Origin of the sequence: Neptunomonas sp. (assembly GCF_041601355.1) — a bacterium.
Classification (GTDB): Bacteria; Pseudomonadota; Gammaproteobacteria; order Pseudomonadales; family Balneatricaceae; genus Neptunomonas.
Genome location: NZ_JBFIIH010000070.1, coordinates 1 through 21,168, shown reverse-complemented (window position 1 = coordinate 21,168; position 21,168 = coordinate 1). Strand labels below are relative to the sequence as shown.

At 47.3% G+C, this 21,168-nt stretch carries 14 protein-coding genes; 13 read left to right on the top strand and 1 reads right to left on the bottom strand.

Going from position 1 to position 21,168, the window contains the following annotated elements; all coding sequences use genetic code 11:
• Nucleotides 1-145 precede the first annotated feature (145 nt).
• From ABY436_RS11990 to ABY436_RS11955, 8 genes are all read left to right on the top strand, one after another.
• A complete protein-coding gene (locus tag ABY436_RS11990; RefSeq protein ID WP_372739203.1) occupies nucleotides 146-538 on the top strand; it encodes a flagellar protein FlaG in 393 nt (130 codons plus the stop codon).
• 20 nt (nucleotides 539-558) lie between these two features.
• On the top strand, nucleotides 559-2,598 hold the full coding sequence (gene fliD / locus ABY436_RS11985; protein WP_372739202.1) for a flagellar filament capping protein FliD: 2,040 nt from the start codon (nucleotides 559-561) through the stop codon (nucleotides 2,596-2,598).
• Between the two features lie 126 nt (nucleotides 2,599-2,724).
• Entirely contained in the window at nucleotides 2,725-3,117 is a 393-nt protein-coding gene (fliS, locus tag ABY436_RS11980) for a flagellar export chaperone FliS (protein ID WP_372739201.1), read from the top strand.
• Nucleotides 3,118-3,337: 220 nt separating this feature from the next.
• The gene (locus ABY436_RS11975) at nucleotides 3,338-4,828 is read left to right on the top strand and encodes a sigma-54 dependent transcriptional regulator (RefSeq protein ID WP_372739200.1); all 1,491 of its coding nucleotides are present in this window, start codon (nucleotides 3,338-3,340) and stop codon (nucleotides 4,826-4,828) included.
• The gene (locus ABY436_RS11970) at nucleotides 4,825-5,937 is read left to right on the top strand and encodes a PAS domain-containing sensor histidine kinase (protein ID WP_372739199.1); all 1,113 of its coding nucleotides are present in this window, start codon (nucleotides 4,825-4,827) and stop codon (nucleotides 5,935-5,937) included. The genes ABY436_RS11975 and ABY436_RS11970 overlap by 4 nt, the downstream gene beginning before the upstream one ends.
• A gap of 20 nt (nucleotides 5,938-5,957) precedes the next feature.
• Nucleotides 5,958-7,400, top strand: a complete 1,443-nt coding sequence (locus tag ABY436_RS11965; protein ID WP_372739205.1) for a sigma-54-dependent transcriptional regulator — start codon at nucleotides 5,958-5,960, stop codon at nucleotides 7,398-7,400.
• Nucleotides 7,401-7,613: 213 nt separating this feature from the next.
• Nucleotides 7,614-9,572 carry an acetate--CoA ligase gene (acs, locus tag ABY436_RS11960; RefSeq protein WP_372739204.1) on the top strand — a complete coding sequence of 653 codons (1,959 nt, stop codon included), beginning with the start codon at nucleotides 7,614-7,616 and terminating at the stop codon, nucleotides 9,570-9,572.
• A 138-nt stretch (nucleotides 9,573-9,710) separates the two neighbouring features.
• Nucleotides 9,711-10,379: a response regulator transcription factor gene (locus tag ABY436_RS11955; RefSeq protein ID WP_090724765.1), complete on the top strand. Its 669-nt coding sequence runs from the start codon at nucleotides 9,711-9,713 to the stop codon at nucleotides 10,377-10,379.
• A gap of 75 nt (nucleotides 10,380-10,454) precedes the next feature.
• Here the strand turns inward: ABY436_RS11955 and ABY436_RS11950 are convergent, their stop codons facing one another.
• A complete protein-coding gene (locus ABY436_RS11950) occupies nucleotides 10,455-14,390 on the bottom strand; it encodes a NahK/ErcS family hybrid sensor histidine kinase/response regulator (protein WP_372739198.1) in 3,936 nt (1,311 codons plus the stop codon).
• A 280-nt stretch (nucleotides 14,391-14,670) separates the two neighbouring features.
• Between ABY436_RS11950 and ABY436_RS11945 the strand changes: the two genes are divergently transcribed.
• From ABY436_RS11945 to ABY436_RS11925, 5 genes are all read left to right on the top strand, one after another.
• On the top strand, nucleotides 14,671-14,931 hold the full coding sequence (locus ABY436_RS11945; RefSeq protein ID WP_372739197.1) for a DUF4212 domain-containing protein: 261 nt from the start codon (nucleotides 14,671-14,673) through the stop codon (nucleotides 14,929-14,931).
• 28 nt (nucleotides 14,932-14,959) lie between these two features.
• A complete protein-coding gene (locus tag ABY436_RS11940) occupies nucleotides 14,960-16,771 on the top strand; it encodes a sodium:solute symporter family protein (RefSeq protein WP_372739196.1) in 1,812 nt (603 codons plus the stop codon).
• Nucleotides 16,772-16,855: 84 nt separating this feature from the next.
• Nucleotides 16,856-18,685: a DUF294 nucleotidyltransferase-like domain-containing protein gene (locus ABY436_RS11935; RefSeq protein WP_372739195.1), complete on the top strand. Its 1,830-nt coding sequence runs from the start codon at nucleotides 16,856-16,858 to the stop codon at nucleotides 18,683-18,685.
• A 98-nt stretch (nucleotides 18,686-18,783) separates the two neighbouring features.
• Nucleotides 18,784-18,981, top strand: coding sequence for a hypothetical protein (locus tag ABY436_RS11930; RefSeq protein ID WP_372739194.1), 198 nt, complete (start codon nucleotides 18,784-18,786; stop codon nucleotides 18,979-18,981).
• A 7-nt stretch (nucleotides 18,982-18,988) separates the two neighbouring features.
• On the top strand, nucleotides 18,989-21,168 hold a 2,180-nt coding region (locus ABY436_RS11925; protein WP_372739193.1), incomplete at its 3' end, for a histidine kinase dimerization/phospho-acceptor domain-containing protein.

The following is a 21,168-nucleotide window of genomic DNA, read 5'->3' as shown; positions in this document are numbered from 1 at the left end:
AGCCAATTAAAATCCCTCACCACCGCTGGTGGGGGATTCTTTATTTCAGGGACAGATTTAAGGGCCGGTTTAAGGGATAGATTTAAAGATCGGTTTAGGAGTTTTTATTACAGGGCTGGCGTAAAATCTGGCTCAGGAGGTTAAGATGTCAGTTGAATCAATGAATGCCGGTAATGTTGCTGCAAGTATGCAAACCGCTACCAGCCAACAAACGGCAACGCAGCAAACAAGCAGTGCCCAGTCGACCAGCCAGGCAAGCAGTGTTAATACGCAAACGTCACAATCTGAGTCAGTGCAGGCATCTCAGAAAATGAGTGCTGAAGAAGTGCAGAACGTATTAGATAAAATGAATGAGTTTATGGGCAAGGGCCAGCATAATCTTAACTTCAGTATCGATAAAGATACCGATGATATGGTGGTCAAGGTGATGGATACTGAAACCAACGAAGTGATTCGTCAGTTCCCGTCGGAACAAACCCTAAAGCTCGCTAAGCATATCGACGGGATGCTGGGCTTAATATTAAACGAAAACGCCTGAATAGTATCAAGGAGTAGGTTATGGATACCAATTTCGTTTCCGCACTGGGTGGTGGTTCAGGTATCGATACCACTGCACTGGTAAAGCAGTTGGTTGAGGTGCAAAAAGCGCCTCAGCAGACGCGTCTGGATTCTAAAAAAGAGACGCTTGATGCGCAAATTTCAGCCTATGGCACGTTAAAAAGCAGCCTTGCTGAATTTCAGGCCATGCTCGAACCTCTATCCGATAACGATACCTTTAATGCCCGCTCAGTCTCCTTTCCTGAAACCGATGTGATAACACCCGCCGCCCTGGATGCTGATGCGCAAACGGGCTCCTATCAAATAGAAGTGATTGAGGTTGCACAGTCTCAGGCATTGGCAGTGAACACGGCGGTTGACGATAAAAATGCCAGTTTGAGTGTGTCAGGTGCACTCACGATCAGCCTGGGTACATGGACCTATGACGGTGTTGATAATGACAACCCGCTCTCCTTTGCTGAGAATGAAGCCCAAACCTCGCTAACGCTGGATATAACAACCGATGATTCACTGCAGGATATCGCGGATAAAATAAATGACGCTGATTCAGATGTACAGGCATCGGTCTTATTAGTCGATGGTAACTACCAGTTAATGATCTCTGCACCTTCAGGTGAAGATAACGCACTGCGCATTTCTGCCGACGATACCGGCCTGAGTAATATGTTCGCATTTAATGAAACCCTGCATGCTAATGTCACAGAGACTCAGCAGGCTAATAATGCAGAACTGAAGGTGAACGGCTTAACCGTTTTTCGTGAAAGTAACGAAATAAAAGATGTTATTCAGGGGCTGGAGTTTACGATTAATAAAGCCAGCCCGGGTGATAAATTTACTTTTGCCATTACAGAAGAAAAAGATACCGCTGAAGACGCTATTCGTGGATTTGTCGAGGCCTATAACACGTTTTATGAAACCGCTAAGTCGCTGACCGGCACCGCCACAGACGCTGAAACTAACGAGACCTCGCGTGGTGATTTGGCCACAGATGGCTCGGCTAAAGCACTGTTGAGCAGTATTCGGAGCATTATTACTTCCTCTGTTCCCGGTGTGAGTGAGTTTAATGCGCTGACTAACATAGGCATTCGTACCCAGTTAGATGGCACACTGGAAATTGTTGATTCAGAATTTACAGCGGCCATGGCTGATAACTTTGACGAGGTTGCATCGATGTTTGCACCACAAACCTCGTCTACTAGCGGTTATGTTGATGTCAGCCTTGGTAGTTATGCCACGAAAACAGTCGCAGGTACTTATAGCGGATCGATTACGACAGCGCCAAGTAAAGGCACTGTGATAGGCGAGATTCCTGTTTTACCCTTGGATACCGCCTCACCTGGTGGCGATTATACTTTCTCAGTGAAAGTAGACGGGGTTACTTCAGGGGAGCTGACTTTATCCGGCAGTTTTGCTACAGCGGATGATTTGCGTACAGAGATGCAATCGCTGATTAACAATGATGCGACGCTGAAAGAGGCAAAAGCCTTCGTTGATGTCGTCATCGAACCCGGTGGTGAATTTAAACTTGCCTCGCGTGAATTTGGAAGTACCTCAAATGTATCGATGGCAACCGCAGGTGCAGAATTTGGCACATCCACGGGTTTGTCGACCGCATCTGTTGCAACGAATGGATCGGATGCGAGCGGAACCATTAATGGCGATGCGGCTTTCGGATCTGGCAATGTGTTATTAGCGAAAATTGATACTGACCCATATGGCCTGAATTTTACGGTAAGAGAGGGAGCACCTGCCGGGGATTTCAGCTTTACCTATTCAAAGGGGTTTGCCGGAGAGCTCTCATCATTATTCGATAGCTTTTTGTCGAGTACCGGTGTGATTCAAACCCGTGAAGACAGTATCAATAGCCAGCTTGATGGTATTGATGATGATCAGACGAGTCTTGATCGTAAAATGACAGTGTATTCTGATCGCTTAACGCAGCAGTATCTGGCAATGGAACGTATTATTTCCAGTTTTCAGACGACCGGTGATTCGATATCCGGGTTGGTTGATATTTTACCGTTTACGGCAACAAGTTAAATTTTATGTAGCGTGTGGTTTTATTATGTTCCGTTGGTTTGCGGGGCTTTTATTGTTTTACCACATGGTTTTACCACAATCGTTTTATAGCAAACTTATAATAGTTACGTGTTGGAGTGAGAAAAAATGAGTGTCAATTTGAATGCCCTGAAGCAGTATAAAAACGTAGACCTGCGATCTGCTGTAGAAACGGCTTCGCCTAAAGAGTTAATCTCTATGCTGGTGGATGGCGCATTAACAGCGATGGCTAAAGCGATGGGGGCGATTGAGCGTAAAGAGATCAGTGCTCGCACTCAACAACTTAACAAAGCCAACGATATTATTTTGGGTTTAAAAGACTTTTTGAATCATGAAAAGGGCGGTGAGATAGCGACAAATCTGGATGCCTTGTATGACTACATGATCCGCACCCTATTGCAGGCCAACCGTACTAATGATGCAGCGAAAGTGCAGGAAGTTATGACTCTGATGCTACAGATAAAGTCGGGCTGGAATGGGATGCAAGTGCCTGCTGCATAACATATAGGTAAGTTTGGTAATGTTGGTTTGAGCGCTTTGATGGAAACATCAAAGCGCTTTTTTTATGCGCTTGTTATGGCAGGCAATTTCAACTGCCCGCCAACTATTTGGCAGTGGCTTATCGCAGGAGCCTGGCCAATAACGATTAATCCGGCGGATTTCTTGTTAAACCGCTTTCTTCTGCTAAACTGTCAAAAAAATGACATGGCTATTGTGGTTTATGAACGCTCCCTCTCAAATGAATGTTTTGCTGGTTGATGACGATGATCAGCGCCGGCATTCTGTCAGTTCTATTTTCAGTTTTCTTGGTGTTGCCCATCAGGTAATGACCTTTGTTGAGTGGTTTCAGAATAATCATGTACGTGATGATCTCAATGTTGCTTTTATTGGTCGCTGCTTGTTGCCGGTTTCACTTGAGAAACTCATCACCTCATTTCGCCAGGAAGATGCACAGATATCGTTATGTTTATTGGAAGCCTGGGATGATGTTGAACAGTTGAGTGAGCGTTCTAAGGTGCAGCTATTGCGCGTGCTGGATGGACCATTGACGGAACATGTCTTAACCGACCTGTTACACGAAGCACAGGTTGTGCGGGGTGTGAAGCGCTCCGGGCTGTCTGAAAAGCCATTGTTTCCTCAGCTTATCGGACAAAGTCAGCCGATGAATAGTTTGAAAAGAACCATGATGCGGGTGGTCGACCGCGATGTGAATGTGATGATCACCGGGGAGTCAGGCACGGGTAAAGAACTGATCGCCAGAAGCCTGCATGATTATTCAAAAAGGGCGCAAGGGCCGTTTGTGCCGGTAAACTGTGGTGCTATTGCGCCGGAGTTACTCGAAAGTGAGTTGTTCGGTCATGAAAAAGGCGCATTCACCGGGGCTATCAACGCCCGCGCCGGACGTTTTGAGATGGCGGATGGTGGCACCTTGTTTCTCGATGAAATTGGCGATATGCCATTAGCGATGCAGGTAAAGCTACTGCGGGTCTTGCAGGAGCGCTGCTTTGAACGTGTCGGCGGTAGTAAAACCATTGACGTTAATGTACGTATTATTGCCGCGACGCATAAAGATCTGGAAGAGATGATTCTCAACGGCACCTTTCGGGAGGATCTGTATTACCGGCTCAACGTTTATCCTATTGAAACGCCGCCTTTACGTGAGAGAAAAGCCGATGTGGTGATGTTGTTACAGACATTGGCACAAAGGGCGGAGAAACAAGGGCTGGGGCGTTTGCGCTTCCATGCATCGGCGCTGGAATCGTTGCAACGTCATCCCTGGCCTGGGAATGTGCGAGAGCTATCAAATCTCATCGAACGTCTGGCTATTATGCATCCTGATGGGGTGGTGGGTGTTTCGGAACTTCCGGCGAAATGTCGGCATATTTCTGAGCCTGAACCCACCCGCTATCAATCGCAAAACACGTTTCAGCTGGAGAGTGGCAGCGAACAGGACTGCATGATGACTGCCGGTGCCTCCGGCCAGCAGGAAGTTTTTTCTGCTTTTAAAAGTCAGGAGCAAGCTATAGCGCTTCCTGATGAAGGCATCGATCTTAAGCAGTATCTGGAATCGATCGAAAAGGCGTTGATTAGTGATGCGCTGGATAAAACCGGCTTTGTTGTGGCGCGTGCGGCGGCGATGTTAATGATTCGCCGCACCACACTGGTAGAGAAAATGCGTAAATATGGAATCCAACGGTTGTCAGATTCATGACTGATAAGCAATCTTACGATACAGCCTCCGCGGCTGAGATTGAGCGCCTCAAACATGAGTTGGCGCAAACACGCCATGAGTTAGAGAGAATCAAGCGGGGCAGAGATCGCGAAATGGCGCATGGTGACCTGTTGGCCGTAAGGATGCGTCAACTGCTTGACCTGCTACCCGCCGGGGTGATTTTGATTGATAATCAGGGGCACGTATCCGACTGTAATCCGGCAGCCGAAGACCTACTCGGTGAGCCGTTGCTGGGTGAGCTCTGGATGCAGGTGATCCAGCGTAGTTTTGCGCCGAAAAATGATGATGGACACGAGATCTCATTAAAAGATGGCCGGCGTGTCAGTATTCTGACGCGGGCCATGCTGGATGAACCGGGGCAACTGGTTTTGCTGACGGATCAGACCGGAACCCGATTGCTGCAGTCGCGTTTGTCGCAATACCAAAGACTCTCTGAAATGGGGCGGATGATGGCGTCGTTGGCGCATCAGATAAGAACGCCGTTATCAGCGGCGCTGCTTTATTCCAGCCATTTGGGCGCAGACACGATTACCGATAAACAACGCGTTAAATTTGCACTCAAAGTGAAATCCCGTTTGTTGCATCTGGAGCATCAGGTCAGAGACATGTTGCTGTTCGCCCGGGGTGAAACAAAACTCGAAGATCAAATCTCTACTGAGCAGTTATTTCAATCCATCGATGACGTGCTGGATGTTCCTCTGGCGCAATACGATGCCGATTGCGAGCTGTTGAACAATGCGCCGGGTTATCGGCTGCAATGCAATCAGGAAATCTTAATCGGTGCTATTCTGAATCTGGTAAACAATGCGTTACAGGCCGCAGGTAATAACCATCCTTTACTGATAGAGGCACATGTGGACGCAGCAAATATTATATTGTGCGTGGCAGACAGGGGGCCGGGTATGGATGCTGAAACGGTTGCCAGTGCGCTCGAGCCTTTTTTCACGACCAAGTCGCATGGCACGGGTCTCGGACTGGCGGTCGCTCAGGTGGTAGCCAAGGCGCATCATGGGCAATTCACGCTCGTCTCAAAACCAGGAAGCGGCACCTTGGCTCAGTTTTGCCTACCGTATATTCAAAAACCATAAATAGAAACAGGAAGGGAATGATGTCGTTAACGGTACTGGTGGTTGAGGATGATTTTGACCTGAGGGAGGCCTTGGTTGATACCCTTGAGCTGGCCGGGATTGACGCCATTGAAGCTGAGGATGGCGAATCGGCTATTGTGCGCTTAAAACAGACAAGCGTTGATATGGTGGTCTCTGATGTCAATATGCCTGGTATGTGCGGGCATGCCTTACTGGATTATATCCGACAGCATTTGCCGGGAACGCCCGTTTTACTGATGACGGCTTTTGGCCAGGTGGATAAGGCCGTGGATGCTATTCGTAACGGCGCCGTGGATTATTTGCTGAAGCCGTTTGAGCCGGATCTGTTTATTAACACGATTAAAGAGTACGCGTGCGGCGTGTCTGCCAACTCGGCTCAACCGGTGGCGGTAGATGCCAGCAGTGTACAGTTACTACAGTTGGCGAGACGTGTTGCTGAAACAGCGTCTACCGTGTTGATTACCGGTGAGTCTGGTACAGGAAAAGAGGTGCTGGCGCGTTATATTCACGATCAGTCGCCGCGCGCCGACAAGTCATTTATTGCTATTAATTGTGCGGCAATCCCTGAAAATATGCTCGAAGCGATGTTATTCGGCCATGAAAAAGGCGCTTTTACCGGTGCTGTTGCCAGCCAGGCGGGAAAGTTTGAACAAGCCAATGGCGGCACGCTGTTATTAGATGAAATTACCGAGATGGATCTTGGTCTGCAAGCTAAATTGCTCAGGGTGCTACAGGAGCAAGAGGTCGAGCGGGTTGGTGGCAGGAGTGTTATTAAGTTGGATGTTCGCGTGCTAGCGACTACTAATCGCCAACTGGAGAGTGCTGTGGCTGAAGGCAAGTTCAGGGAAGATCTCTATTATCGGTTGAATGTGTTTCCGTTACAGTGGCAGCCGCTTCGGGCTCGCAGAGCTGACATTGTACCGCTTGCTAAGGGGTTGTTAGAAAAGCATTGTTTGAAAATGAAGCGTTCAGTCGCACGTTTCAGCGCGCCGGCAGAGACGGCTTTATCTCAGCATGAATGGCCGGGCAATGTGCGCGAGTTGGACAATGTGATTCAACGGGCACTGATACTGCAGCAGGGGAATACCATCATGCCGGCTGATCTTCATATGATGTGTGGGGCTATTCCTTTGCAGGGCTCCTTAAATAGCTCGTTAGGTAGCACTTTAGATAGCTCTTTAAATAGCTCTTTAAATAGTTCCTTGCAAAATCCGTTACAGACGATAGCCGACACGCAAGAACAGGAAGTCGATGATGCCGGGAAATTAGGCAATGATCTGCGTCAGCATGAGTTCCAGTTAATAATTGATGCATTGAAAGCCGCTGGTGGTAGTCGGAAAGAGGCGTCGGAGCGATTAGCGATTAGTCCCAGGACATTACGTTATAAACTGGCCAAGATTCGAGAGTCTGGTTTGGATCTGGATAAGTTGCTGGCAAAGTGATCAATGGATAGTTGTTTAAATAATATGTTAAATATCAAAGAGTTAGTTTTTAGTTAGACTATTGAATAAGTCTGAATAGACCAATGTCTAATTCAGAGTTGAGGCTCCGGTTGGGTATAAATCTAGACTCTAAATCCGTATGTCGATCCCTTAGAAGATTATAATAAATGGGTAAGTAGTCGGATATATAATTAAAACAAGCAAGCTAAGGGCATCAGCATGAGCGAAAAGGTATATCCAGTCAGTCCGGAAGTGGCGGCGCAGGCACATATTGATAATGCAAAATATGAAGCAATGTATGAGCAGTCTATCAATGATCCTGATACATTCTGGGGCGAAGAAGGGAAGCGTCTTGATTGGTTCAAGCCGTACACTAAAGTAAAGAACACCACTTTTGATCCGCATAATGTTTCTATCCGCTGGTTTGAAGATGGCACCCTGAATGCATCATATAACTGTTTAGATCGTCATCTGGAGACTCGCGGTGATCAAGTCGCCATTATCTGGGAAGGCGACGATCCTAGCGAATCTGAAAGTATTACTTATCGTCAATTGCACGAGCGGGTTTGCCGTTTTGCCAATGTCCTGAAAGGACAGGGTGTTAAAAAAGGCGATGTAGTTACCTTATATTTGCCGATGATTTCTGAAGCGGCAGTCGCTATGCTGGCTTGTACGCGAATTGGTGCTGTTCACTCTATCGTTTTTGGTGGTTTCTCTCCAGAAGCGCTGGCGGCACGTATTGAAGGTTCTCAATCGAAAGTGGTTGTTACATCTAACTACTCTTTGCGTGGTGGTAAGGTTGTTCCGCTAAAAGCAAATGTTGATAAAGCATTAACGCATCCTGCAGCAGCGGCACTCGTTGAAAGTGTCATTGTTGTTAAACGTGTTGACCAGGATGTTGCCTGGAACGAAAAAGTTGACGTTTGGTATGAAGGTTTAGTCGCTGCAGCGTCTACAGAATGTGCCCCGGAAGAGATGGAAGCTGAAGCACCGATGTTTATTCTTTATACATCAGGTTCTACCGGCGCGCCTAAAGGTCTGGAGCATACGACCGGTGGTTACATGGTATATGCAGCCATGACGCACCAACTTGCCTTTGACTACAAAGACGGCGATATCTACTGGTGTACAGCAGATGTTGGCTGGGTAACAGGTCACAGCTATATTGTTTACGGGCCGTTAGCAAACGGTGGAACCTCAGTAATGTTTGAAGGTGTGCCTAATTACCCTGATAACAGCCGTTTTGGTCGCGTTATTGAAAAGCACAAAGTTAATCAGCTATACACAGCTCCAACGGCTATCCGCTCTTTGATGCAACAGGGTGAAGATGTGTTGGGTGATTCTGATCTGTCGAGCCTGCGTATCCTGGGGTCGGTTGGTGAGCCAATTAACCCGGAAGCATGGAATTGGTACCACCGTATTGTTGGGCAGGGTCGTTGCCCGATTGTTGATACCTGGTGGCAGACTGAAACGGGCGGTATGATGATTCTGCCTCTGCCGGGTGCTACAGCACTGAAGCCGGGCTCTGCTTCTCGTCCATTCTTTGGTGTGCAGCCTGCACTGTTGGATGCAGATGGGAATGAGCTTGAAGGCGCGGTTGAAGGGAATCTGGTTATTAAAGATTCATGGCCTGGCCAGAGTCGCTCTATCTGGGGTGATCATGAGCGCTTTACCCAGACCTACTTCACAACCTACAAAGGTTATTACACCACAGGTGATGGCGCGCGTCGTGATGAAGATGGTTACTATTGGATCACTGGTCGTGTCGATGATGTTATCAACGTATCTGGTCACCGTATGGGTACTGCTGAGGTTGAGTCCGCGTTGGTAGCTCACCCTGCTGTTGCAGAGGCGGCGGTTGTTGGTTATCCGCATGAGCTGAAAGGTCAGGGAATTTATGTGTACGTGACGCTTCAGTCAGGCTATGAGCAATCAGACGAGTTGATGAAAGAGCTGCGACTGCATGTTCGTAAAGAGATCGGTCCGATTGCTTCTCCGGATCTGATTCAGTTCTCACCTGGTATGCCGAAAACTCGTTCAGGTAAAATCATGCGTCGTATTTTGCGTAAAATTGCAGAAGATGATTTTGATGCTTTGGGTGACACGTCTACGTTATCAGACCCTAGTGTTGTTGATGACCTGATTGAACACCGCATGAACCGTAAAAAGTAGTTTGTATTACGCTTAATGTAAGAAAACTCCCTCTCCAGTTGATCTGGAGGGGGAGTTTTGCATTTATAGGTGGTAATATCAGTAAGTATCGAAGAATGAATAATGTAGTAGGGCGTCACAGCGTCCGGAGGATAAAGCATGCAGCTAGCCAGTAAAATCATTATTGCAGACGATCATCCATTATTTCGTGCAGCATTACGCCAGGCGGTTACGCAGGCGATCGAGGGTGTTGAAATTGTAGAGGCCGATTCGTTGGCTGCCGTGCAGGAAGCTGTTGTACAGCATAGCGATGCTGATTTGGTGTTGCTTGATCTGCATATGCCGGGAACGCATGGCTTTACTGGATTGGTATTTTTGCGTGGACAAAACCCGGGCATGCCTGTGGTGGTGGTTTCAGGAAGTGAAGAGGTGAGTGTTTTAAGGCGCGCGATGGATTACGGTGCTTCCGGTTTTATTCCGAAATCTGCGCCGCTTGAAACTATTTCTGAGGCTATTGTTGCTGTTTTAAAAGGTGAAGAATGGTTGCCGCGCGACATTACCGAGAACGGAACGGTTGATGTCAGTGAAGAAGAGCGTAAGTTTGCAGCAGCATTGGTTTCGTTAACGCCGCAGCAATTCAGAGTACTGACTATGCTTACCGAGGGGTTGCTGAATAAGCAGATTGCTTACGAGTTGAATGTTTCTGAAGCGACCATTAAAGCGCATGTAACCGCTATTCTGCGCAAGTTACGCGTCCATAGCCGGACTCAGGCGGTTATTGCAGCGCAGCGCTTGAGTGTCGATCCGCCGCGTACGGATATGGCGTAAGCCTTTTTTAAATAAGCTTCTTAAAACAGACTAGATTAATAGCACCCTCTGCGGGTGCTTTTTTATGAGCGTCATTTATGTCAGTCTGTTGGCTGACGTTAATTTGTTAATCATGGCGCGCAGTGCTGCCGGTTTTATTGGTTTGGTGAGTAATTGAGCACCAAAATCGGCTATTTCTTTTTTTACTTCATCGGTTCTATCCGCGGTGATAACCAGTGCCGGCACCTTGGTATTCCAGGCTTCATAAAGTGCAGCCAGGGCCATGATGCCGGTATCTGACTCATTAAGATGGTAATCCACTAATACGATATCCGGCGGTGCTGAATCTTCATTCAGATACAGAGCGGTAGCTGTTTCAATGGAAACGGCTGTGCAGGTCTGGCAGCCCCATCCTTGTAATAGCGCTGACATTCCTTCAAGAATTTTAGGTTCATTATCTACGATCAGCGCTGTTGTTCCATTTAATGATTTGCTTCTGATCCAGCCACGTTGCTCCGGTTTTGATTGTACCTCTTTTGCAGGATCTCCCAGAGGCACGGTAATGCTGAATACTGTTCCACGCCCTGGCCATGAGCGAACATTGATTTTATGTTTGAGCATTTTAGCAATGCGGTCAGTGATGGCTAGCCCTAAGCCCAGACCCTGAACTTTGGAGTGTTTAGGGTTGTTGATTCGCTTGAACTCTTCAAAGACTTCCCGAAGCTTTTCTTGTGGTATGCCCACTCCGGTATCCCATACTTCAATACGTAATTTTTGATTATCGCGTCGACATCCCAGTAGTATCTTGCCATTTTGTGTATAGCGAACGGCATTTGAAAGGAAGTTCTGTAGAATTCGTCTCAGTAGTTTCTGGTCTGAAACAATAACCTGGTGGCAATGAACGTAATGGAAGGACAGTGATTTCTCTTGCGTCAGTGCGGTAAATTCGGCACTGAGGTTGCTGAAAAGCGAGTTTAGCGAGAAGTGTGTGATGGCTGGTTGCAGTGCACCGGCGTCCAGTTTGGAGATGTCCAGAAGGGTGGTTATCAGTTCTTCTGCGGCCTTGAGGGAGCCGTCTAAATTATCTACCAGTTGAGTGGTGCTGGGTGTGTAATGGCTTTGCTGGGCCAGCGCGGATGTAAATAGGCGTGCGGCATTCAGTGGCTGGAGTAAATCATGGCTGGCTGCCGCTAAAAAGCGGGTTTTGCCGAGGTTGGCCGCTTCTGCATCGCTCTTCGCCTGGCGCAGTTCGTCCTCCATGAGGGCGCGTATTGTGTTTTCTTTGCGAAGCTCTTTGTTCACCACGGAAAGGGCGTGGGTGCGTTCTTTGACGCGTTGCTCAAGCGTTTCGTTGGTTATTTGTAGTGCAATCTCGGCCTGGCGACGTTCGGTAATATCCTGGTAAAGGGTGAAGTACCCCAGTATATCGCCATATTCGCCAATATGCGGAATATAAGTGACTTCAGCAAAGCGTTTGGCGTCACTTTGAGAGGGTAGGTAGGTTTCAAATTTTTGTCGTTTACCGTTGAGTGCTTCCTGAATGAAATCTTTTCGCTTGGTGTATTCGTCAGCAGGTAAAACCTTATGAGCAGGCATGCCGATCATCATATCCCGTTCCATGCCAAATGCTTCTGCATAGGCTTTGTTGACGAAGAGGTAGCGGCGTTCCGTATCCAGATAGGCAATCAGTACCGGCACATTATCAGTGTAGATTCTGATGTTTTGTTCACTTTCGCGTAACGCTTCTTCGACCCGTTTGTGCTCGGTAATATCCATATAGGTATTAACGTAGCCACCATTAGGTGTTGGGTTGTCTCGTACCTCCATTACGGTTCCGTCAGGACGATAGCGTTCATACTTGTGTGGCTGGCCTGATTTGATGCTTTCCAGCCGCCTGCTGACCTGCTCTTCAATATTGCCGGGACCGTATTCACCTTTAAGAGCGTTGTAGCGAAAAATTTCTTCAATTGAGCGGCCGACGCATATTAAACCCTCTGGATAGTTAAACATCTTTAAATAAGGGCGGTTCCAGGCGACGAGGCGAAGCTGTTGGTCTATAACGCTGATGCCAAGGCCGATATTTTCAATGGTTGATTGTAGTAGTGAGCGATTAAAGCGTAGCGATTGTGATGCTTCGTCTACGATAGAGACAACATCGCCAATGTGCATGTCTTGTCCACGCAGAGTTGAGGCGAGCACAATCCTGGCTGAAGAGGCGCCAATAACCCCGGCCAGGAGTCGTTCTGTAAAGTTGTTGAGCTCGGGAGTGGATTTTTCTCCTGCGGGAAGAGGCTCTTCGTTGCGTTGCAGTGCGTAGCCGGTAAACGCGTGCTGGGTGCGGCTTAGTCCGAGGAAACGTTCGGTTAGCATCTGCAGGTCGCCTACAGTCACGCTGCTATGCTGGCGTGAGGGTATGGTCAGGTCCTTGTTGTATACATCAACAAAAGCGCTGGCTTGAATGCGGTCAGTAAGCCGCTGAGAGGTGTAAATAGAGACCAGGATGTAAAGCGTGGCATTGGTTAGTAAGCTCCATAATACCCCGTGAGTCAGTGGATCAAAATTGTTGATGCCAAAGAGCGCGGTAGGCGTCAGTAGCGGGTAGTCAAATAAGCCATTCTGAAGAAATGCAGAGGGGATGATATTAGCGTTAATCATCGTCGGGATAACCAGGGTGTAGATCCATAGTAACAGACCTGCAGTCATGCCGGTTAGTGCTCCCTGACGAGAGCCTTTTTTCCAGAAAATCCCTCCCATAATGGCCGGCATAAACTGAGCTACGGCAACAAAGGCCAATAAACCGAATGACGATAGCGGGCCTTGATGACCTAAAATGCGATAGTAAAAATAAGCAGAGATAAGCAAGGCAATGATGGTCAGTCGCCTGACTTTCAAAAACAGCGCACCAAGATCATTACTGTGAGATAGCCTGAGTCTTGGGATCCTGAAGAGTAGCGGCATGATGATGTCGTTACATACCATCGTTGATAGTGTGATGCTGGCAACAATAACCATGCTGGTCGCCGCTGATAATCCTCCGATAAATGCAAAAGTAGCGAGTTCCTTGTTGCCCAGTTCCAGCGGTAGCATCAGTACAAAGGTGTCGGCATCAATGTTTTCTCCCTGGAAAAATATATTGCCGGCAGTCGCGATAGGCAAAACAAATACGCTGAGTAAAAGCATGTATAAGGGAAACAGCCAGCGTGCGGTACGCAAGTTTTTAATATTGGTGCTTTCAACGATGGTTACATGGAATTGTCGGGGTAGGCAAAGAACAGCGCAGCTGGCCAGAATTATTTCCGTCAAAAAACTGCCACTCAGATATTCTTGATATTTATTTTCGGATTGAATCGTCTGACTGATGTTATAAATGGTATCGAATGCACCATCAAAAATATGCAGTGAAATATAGATGCCAACCGCAATAAAAGCCGTCAATTTAATAATGGATTCAAAAGCGACAGCCAGCACTATGCCCTCATGGTGTTCTGTGACATCAATGTGGCGTGTACCAAAAAGAATGGAGAAAATAGCCATTAGAATGGCAACGAATAAAGCAGTATCGCTTCCCTTACTTAGCTCCCCGATAGCCCCGGGCGATAGCGCATTATAACTAATAGCGACTGCTTTTAGCTGTAGTGCAATATACGGAATGGTGCCCAGAATAGCGATGATAGTAACTAAAACGGCGAGTGCCTGGCTTTTTCCGTAACGGGAAGAGATGAAATCCGAAATGGTGGTGATATTTTGTTGTTTACTGATGAGCATCATTTTCTCAATGACCCGCCAGGCAAGAGTAAAAACTATAATAGGTCCCAGGTAGGTCGCCAGAAACTCCCAGCCAGAGTTGGCTGCACGCCCAACCGAGCCATAAAAGGTCCATGACGAGCAATAAACAGCCAAAGATAACGAATAAATAATGGGATTGGTGACATAAGATTTGCCGTTGTTAGTTTTGTCTCCATAGTAGGCAATACTAAAGAGTAGGCCGAGGTACAGGAGTGAAATGAGAATTATGGACCAACCTGACAGCATGTCGACATACCTTTGGCTTTAAATGTTTAAACGTAAGTGTACCCTAATCCTGCTCAGATCCTAATACATGGCTTATACCTTTGTATAGCCTGTTGTATGTTAAGGGGTTTTCTTGTGTGCTCTGCAGCCGGCTAATTATAAAGGCTGCAGCGTTGTTAGTGCTTAGTGTCAACAATGTTGGCCGACTAAAGTCGGGGATTTGTTTGCGGTGACACTCTGATAAATTTGCTAAGTCTACTTCTTTCACTTATTCCGATAACAAAAATTTAAGGATAGTGCCATGTCAATCAGTAGTGAGAGTGCAAAAGCCTATTGGGGCGAAAATTTGCGCATAATAATGTTTTACCTTGCCATCTGGTTCGTAGTGTCCTACGGCGCTGGCATTCTGTTTGTCGATGAGCTGGACGCAATTCAATTCTTTGGCTTTCCATTAGGATTCTGGTTTGGCCAGCAGGGTTCAATTTTCGTCTTTGTCGTCTTGATCTGGGCTTATGTAGCCAGCATGAACAAGCTCGATGAAAAATATGATGTACACGAATAATAATAACTTAAAATAGGGCGGCGTTTATATGAGTGTTGATATGTTATCGTACCTGTTTATTGGTGGTTCATTCCTCCTGTATATAGGTATTGCTGTTTGGGCTCGTGCGGGTTCAACAAAAGAGTTTTACGTAGCTGGTGGTGGTGTTCATCCGATTGCAAACGGTATGGCAACTGCCGCCGATTGGATGTCTGCGGCTTCCTTTATCTCCCTGGCGGGTCTGATCTCCTTCATTGGTCGTGATGGTTCTGCCTACCTGATGGGTTGGACCGGTGGTTATGTGTTGCTGGCCATGTTGCTGGCTCCGTATCTGCGTAAATTTGGTAAGTTTACAGTGCCGGATTTCGTAGGTGACCGTTATGAGTCTGATACGGCTCGTATTATTGGCGTTGTGTGTACCATCGTAATCTCCTTCACATATGTGGCAGGTCAGATGCGTGGTGTAGGTATCGTATTCTCCCGTTACCTGCATGTAGACATTAATACCGGTGTTATTCTGGGTATGGCGATTGTATTCTTCTACGCTGTACTGGGTGGTATGAAAGGTATTACTTATACTCAGGTAGCTCAGTACTGCGTACTGATTCTCGCCTTCACTGTACCTTCATTCTTCCTGTCTGCACAGGTAACAGGTCATATCCTTCCTCAGATCGGTTTAGGTGCGACTCTTGATTCAGGTATGTCAGTTCTGGCTACACTGGATCAGTTGTCTTTGGATCTTGGTTTCGCTCAGTATACGGCGGGTACAAAGTCCACCTTTGATATCTTCTGTCTGACAGTCGCTCTGATGTGTGGTACTGCGGGTCTTCCTCACGTAATTGTACGTTTCTTCACGGTTCCTCGCGTTAAAGATGCACGTACTTCTGCGGGTTACGCGCTGATCTTCATCGCTCTGCTTTATACTGCTATTCCAGGTGTTGCTGGTTTTGGTCGTGTAAATCTGATTCAGACGCTGAATGGTCCGGATAATGCCGGTGTTGAGTACGCTGCAATGCCTACTTGGTTTGCAAACTGGGAAAATGCTGGTCTGATCGGTTGGAATGACCGTAACGGTGACGGCAAAATTCAGTATGCGGCTGGTAACGCTTATGAAGGTAAAGGTAAGCCAGAATACGATGCGAACGATAACCGTGGCGTGAATGGTGAGCGTTTGGCTACGAATGCTTTGGTTGGTGAAGAGTTTGATGCGTCTAAACAACCCTTTGCTAACGAAGTATATGTCGATCGTGACATCATGGTGTTGGCAAACCCGGAGATCGCTCAGCTTCCTGCTTGGGTAATTGCTTTGGTGGCAGCCGGTGCGGTTGCTGCGGCACTATCGACAGCAGCGGGTCTGTTGTTGGTAATCTCTACCGCTATTTCGCATGACTTGATGAAAACAGTTATCAATCCGAATATCACTGATAAACAGGAGTTGATGTATGCGCGTCTGGCAGCAATTGTGGCCATCTGTATTGCAGGTTACTTCGGTATTAATCCTCCAGGGTTTGTGGCGCAGGTAGTTGCATTGGCATTTGGTATTGCGAGTGCTTCGGTATTCCCGACACTGATGCTGGGTATCTTCTACAAGCGTATGAACACCCAGGGTGCAATCGCTGGTATGTTAACCGGTTTAGTGGCTACCGTAGGCTACATGTGGTACTTCGTGTTCGCTGGCGGTGATAGCGCTGATTACTTCATGGGTGTTAGCCCGGGCGGATTCGGTGCAATCGGTATGGTACTTCACTTTGTCGTTGCAATCGTGGTTGCTTCTATGACTCCTGCTCCATCTGAAGAGATGCAGAGAATTGTTGAAGATCTACGTATTCCGCGTGGTGCTGGTGAAGCTCACGACCACTAAAATATTGAGTTAAACCTTAATGTTCTGTAGGGCGTATCAGCGAAGGTTGATGCGCCCTTTTTTGTTGCGTACGGGAGAATAGATATGCCTCCATCTTTTAATATGAATAACTTGCCTTTTGGTTTGCTGAATGAAAAAGAGCAGGCTTTGTTGAGTCAATCACTGGAGATTGCGTATTACCAGAAAGATGAAGTGATAATGCAAGCCGGCTCAGTGCCTAAGGGTGTTTATGTTGTTTTAAAGGGGAAGGTTTCAGAAAGCGAAGTGCATGATGATAATAGTCGTCAAAAGCATGTTTTTGTTCACTATGCAGATGAAGATTATTTCGGTGGCTGGTCAGCGCTGAAGGGTAAAGCAATACATAACTTTATCGCTGATGAAGAAACCATTTGTCATATTATCCCGACTAAAGTGGTACTGGAACTGGTGGATGGTAACTCTCAGTTTGGAGATTATTTCCGGCAAAATCTTGCCGCTAAGACTGAGATTGTAGAGCAGCATGGGCCAACTCAGGATATGGCTGAGTTTATGCTGGCGCAAGTTGGTGAAGGCGTGATGAGCGCCCCTTTGATTGTTGAGGAGTCAACCAGCATAAAAGAAGCAACAGTCAGGATGCGTGATAGTAAGGTTGATAGTGTATTAGTTAAAAAAGGTAATCGTTACGGAATGGTTACTGGTACCGACATTTTGAATGCTGTCGTGATGAATGAAACTTCAATACATGCGCCGGTAGCAGAGATAGCTTCCTATCGTTTGATTAGTGTCCATCCGGATGATTATCTTTTTAATGCATTGATTATTATGACGCAGCAACAAATTGAGCGTGTTGTGGTGATGCGTGAAAATGAGCTAGTGGGTATCGTAGATCTGACCGATGTATTGAGTTTCTTTTCAAGTCATTCCCATGTTATTGGTTTGCGTATTGAGAGGGCAAGAACGCTGGAAGAACTGCATACGGCGGCAAAGGGACTTAATGATCTGATTAAATCGCTTGTCTCACAAGGAGTAAAAGCAAGATTTGCTATGGATCTCGTGTCGGCAATGAATAGCCGTATTATGGAAAAACTATTCGATATCATGGTGCCCAATGATATGCAGCCACATGTTTGTTTGATCGTGATGGGATCAGAAGGGCGTGGCGAGCAGATAATGAAGACCGATCAGGATAACGCTATTATTTATCGTGACGGGCTTGTCTGGGCTGAGATGCAGGAAGTTATGAATCGTTTCTCTGAGGAGTTGATGGGCTTCGGTTACCCTCCTTGTCCGGGAAATATTATGGTGTCTAATCCGGAGTGGGTTAACTCTTTAAGCAGTTGGACGCAGAAATTGTCACTCTGGTCCTCTAGCTGGGTTGAGCAAGATCAGATGAATTTGGCTATTGCTGTTGATGCCAAGCCTGTTGCCGGTAACCCGGCGTTATTTAAAGCGGCCAGAATTTGGTTTTTTAAGTCGCTGAAAAATAATGATATGTTTTATTCTAACTTTGCAAAAGTTGCGCTGGAATTTAATACGCCGCTGACCTTCTTTGGGAATTTAAAGGAGCGGGGTCAGTTAGATATAAAAAAAGGCGGGATTTTTCCGATTGTTCATGGTGTGCGAACGATGGCGCTTGAGCATAAAATTGTAGTGACGAATACATTTCAGCGTATAGAAGCGTTGGTTGATGCGGGGGCTATGCAGGACAAGCACGCTAAAGATCTGGCAGAAGCGCTTGGCTTATTTATTCAGCTGAGACTGCGACAGCAGATTAAGCGTGCAGAAGAACAGGAGTTGGGCGTAGACCTAACGCCTAATACTCTGGATTTACAATCTATGAATAAAATGGAAAGGGATTTATTGCGTGATGCTTTTCATATCGTGAAAGGGTTTAAGAAACATCTGGAGCTGCATTATCACTTAGGGAGCCGTTAACTGATGCTTTTCTGTAGCTGACTTTATCGATTGAAAGTAATTGTCATGCTGCTTAGTCCCTCATTTTTTTGTGTAAGGAAACAAGGGGAGGTTTATTCATGCTAAAGGCCAGAACATCTGAGCGGCTAACCGTATTATTCATACTTGGCTCGGCATTGTTGAACTTTCCACTGCTGTTGCTGTGGGATCATGAAGCGACAGTGTTTGGCCTGCCTGTATTTCCTGCCGGTTTGTTCCTGATCTGGGGGGGGCTGATTATAGCCCTGGCCTGGATGCTGGAAAGTAACGGACAATGAGGTCAGCATGATATCAGGTTGGCTAGTCATCACCGCGTCGTTTGCTTATCTGCTTTTATTATTTGCAGTGGCTTGGCTGGGCGATAAACGGGCGGCTGACGGGCGTTCAATCATCGCCAGCCCTTGGGTATATGCGTTGTCGATGGCTGTTTATTGTACGGCATGGACTTACTTTGGCAGCGTTGGACGGGCCGCTAATTCGGGTGTTTGGTTCCTGCCGATTTATCTGGGACCGATGCTGGCGATGACTCTGGCATGGTTGGTGGTGCGTAAAATGATCCGCATTGCCAAAACCTATCGTATTACTTCTATTGCTGATTTTATTGCCAGCCGCTACGGCAAGAGTCGTCTGCTGGCCAGCTTGGTCACGCTGATCACTGTGATTGGTATCGTGCCTTATATCGCCCTGCAATTAAAAGCCATCGCCAGTGGTTACGCGGTGCTGACCGCACCGGTCGGTTCAACAATCGTAGATACCAGCTACAACCTCTGGTGGCAGGACAGTACGCTGTATATTGCACTGATGCTGGCCGGTTTTACGATTGTTTTCGGTACACGTCATTTGGATAACTCTGAACGCCATGAAGGCATGGTAGCGGCGATTGCGTTTGAGTCGGTCATCAAATTACTGGCGTTTTTGGCGATTGGCCTGTTTGTGACTTATGGCTTGTATTCAGGAGTCGGGGATATTTTCGCACAATCGCTTGCGAATGATGATTTAAAGGTCTTACTGCAATTTGATCAGGGAGGGGGCTTCGCCTACTCGCGTTGGTTTTCGCTGATCGTACTGGCGATGATTTCGGTGATTTTTCTGCCACGTCAGTTCCAGGTCATGGTGGTGGAGAATGTTGACGAGCAGCATTTGCGGCGGGCAGCCTGGGTGTTTCCGCTGTACTTATTTTTGATAAACCTGTTTGTATTACCCATCGCTCTCGCAGGGCTGCTCTATTTTGGTGATACACCGGTTGATCCTGAGCTATTTGTGATATCCCTGCCATTAGCAGAAGGGCAGCATGCGCTGGCACTACTGGCGTTTATCGGTGGTTTGTCAGCTGCTACGGGCATGGTCATCGTTGAGGCGATTGCGGTGTCTACCATGGTGTCTAATGATCTGGTGATGCCGCTGTTATTGCAGACGCGACGCTTTAGCGGTCGTTCAGGAGGTGATCTGACCGGCTTATTGTTAGGAATACGCAGGGTGGCGATACTCGGCATTCTTCTGCTGGGGTATTTGTATTTTCATATCGCAGGTGATGCCTATGCGCTGGTCAGTATTGGTTTGATTAGCTTTGCAGCCATTGCTCAGTTTGCACCGTCCATGTTGGGTGGTATGTACTGGAAAGGTGGTACCCGACAGGGGGCATTATGGGGTTTGCTGCTGGGTTTTGGGTTTTGGGCGTATACACTGATGCTGCCTTCATTGGCCAAATCAGGTTGGCTGGATACGGGTTTTATGACTGACGGCCCCTGGGGAATCGTTTGGTTAAAGCCGGAGCAGTTTCTCGGCTTGACCGGATTGGATAACCTGACACATTCCCTATTCTGGAGTTTGTTTGTCAATATCATGGTTTATCTGCTGGTCTCTGTCTGGAGCCGTCCGGATGCGCGGGAGATTAGCCAGGCCTTATTATTTGTCGACGTATTTGAACGCACTACCGCCACGCATCCGGTGTTTTGGCAGGGTAGCGCGAAAGTGCCGGATTTACAGCGTTTGACCGGTCGATTTTTGGGCGTCGAGCGGACAGAGCAGTTATTTAACGATTATGCGCAACAGGTGGATGCGGACTCGATTGACACGATTCCAGCTGATGCGCGGTTGGTACAGTTTGTTGAAACACAGCTGACCGGGGCTGTCGGTACCTCTTCGGCACGAGTGTTGGTCGCGTCGGTGGTCGAGGAGGAGCAACTGGACATGGATGATGTCCTACGTATTTTAGAGGAAACTTCCCAGTTGCGTGCGTATTCTCAGGCGCTGGAAGAAAAGTCACGGTCACTGGAAAAAGCCACAGACGAGTTGCGCGCAGCCAACGAGAAATTGAAAAGTCTGGACAGCCTTAAAGATGATTTCATGTCATCGGTCACCCATGAGTTGCGCACGCCGCTGACATCGATTCGCGCCCTGTCCGAAATTATGCTGGATGATGATGAGATGCTACTGGAGCAGCGTCAGCAATTCTTAAGCATCGT

What these genes read in the sequence shown, in the direction of transcription:
- fliS (WP_372739201.1), top strand. Translation starts at nt 2,725, where the DNA reads ATGAGTGTCAATTTGAATGCCCTGAAGCAGTATAAAAACGTAGACCTG.
- ABY436_RS11955 (WP_090724765.1), top strand. Translation starts at nt 9,711, where the DNA reads ATGCAGCTAGCCAGTAAAATCATTATTGCAGACGATCATCCATTATTT.
- ABY436_RS11940 (WP_372739196.1), top strand. Translation starts at nt 14,960, where the DNA reads ATGAGTGTTGATATGTTATCGTACCTGTTTATTGGTGGTTCATTCCTC.
- ABY436_RS11950 (WP_372739198.1), bottom strand. Translation starts at nt 14,390, where the DNA reads ATGCTGTCAGGTTGGTCCATAATTCTCATTTCACTCCTGTACCTCGGC.
- ABY436_RS11930 (WP_372739194.1), top strand. Translation starts at nt 18,784, where the DNA reads ATGCTAAAGGCCAGAACATCTGAGCGGCTAACCGTATTATTCATACTT.
- ABY436_RS11935 (WP_372739195.1), top strand. Translation starts at nt 16,856, where the DNA reads ATGCCTCCATCTTTTAATATGAATAACTTGCCTTTTGGTTTGCTGAAT.
- ABY436_RS11970 (WP_372739199.1), top strand. Translation starts at nt 4,825, where the DNA reads ATGACTGATAAGCAATCTTACGATACAGCCTCCGCGGCTGAGATTGAG.
- ABY436_RS11990 (WP_372739203.1), top strand. Translation starts at nt 146, where the DNA reads ATGTCAGTTGAATCAATGAATGCCGGTAATGTTGCTGCAAGTATGCAA.
- fliD (WP_372739202.1), top strand. Translation starts at nt 559, where the DNA reads ATGGATACCAATTTCGTTTCCGCACTGGGTGGTGGTTCAGGTATCGAT.
- ABY436_RS11945 (WP_372739197.1), top strand. Translation starts at nt 14,671, where the DNA reads ATGTCAATCAGTAGTGAGAGTGCAAAAGCCTATTGGGGCGAAAATTTG.
- ABY436_RS11975 (WP_372739200.1), top strand. Translation starts at nt 3,338, where the DNA reads ATGAACGCTCCCTCTCAAATGAATGTTTTGCTGGTTGATGACGATGAT.
- ABY436_RS11965 (WP_372739205.1), top strand. Translation starts at nt 5,958, where the DNA reads ATGTCGTTAACGGTACTGGTGGTTGAGGATGATTTTGACCTGAGGGAG.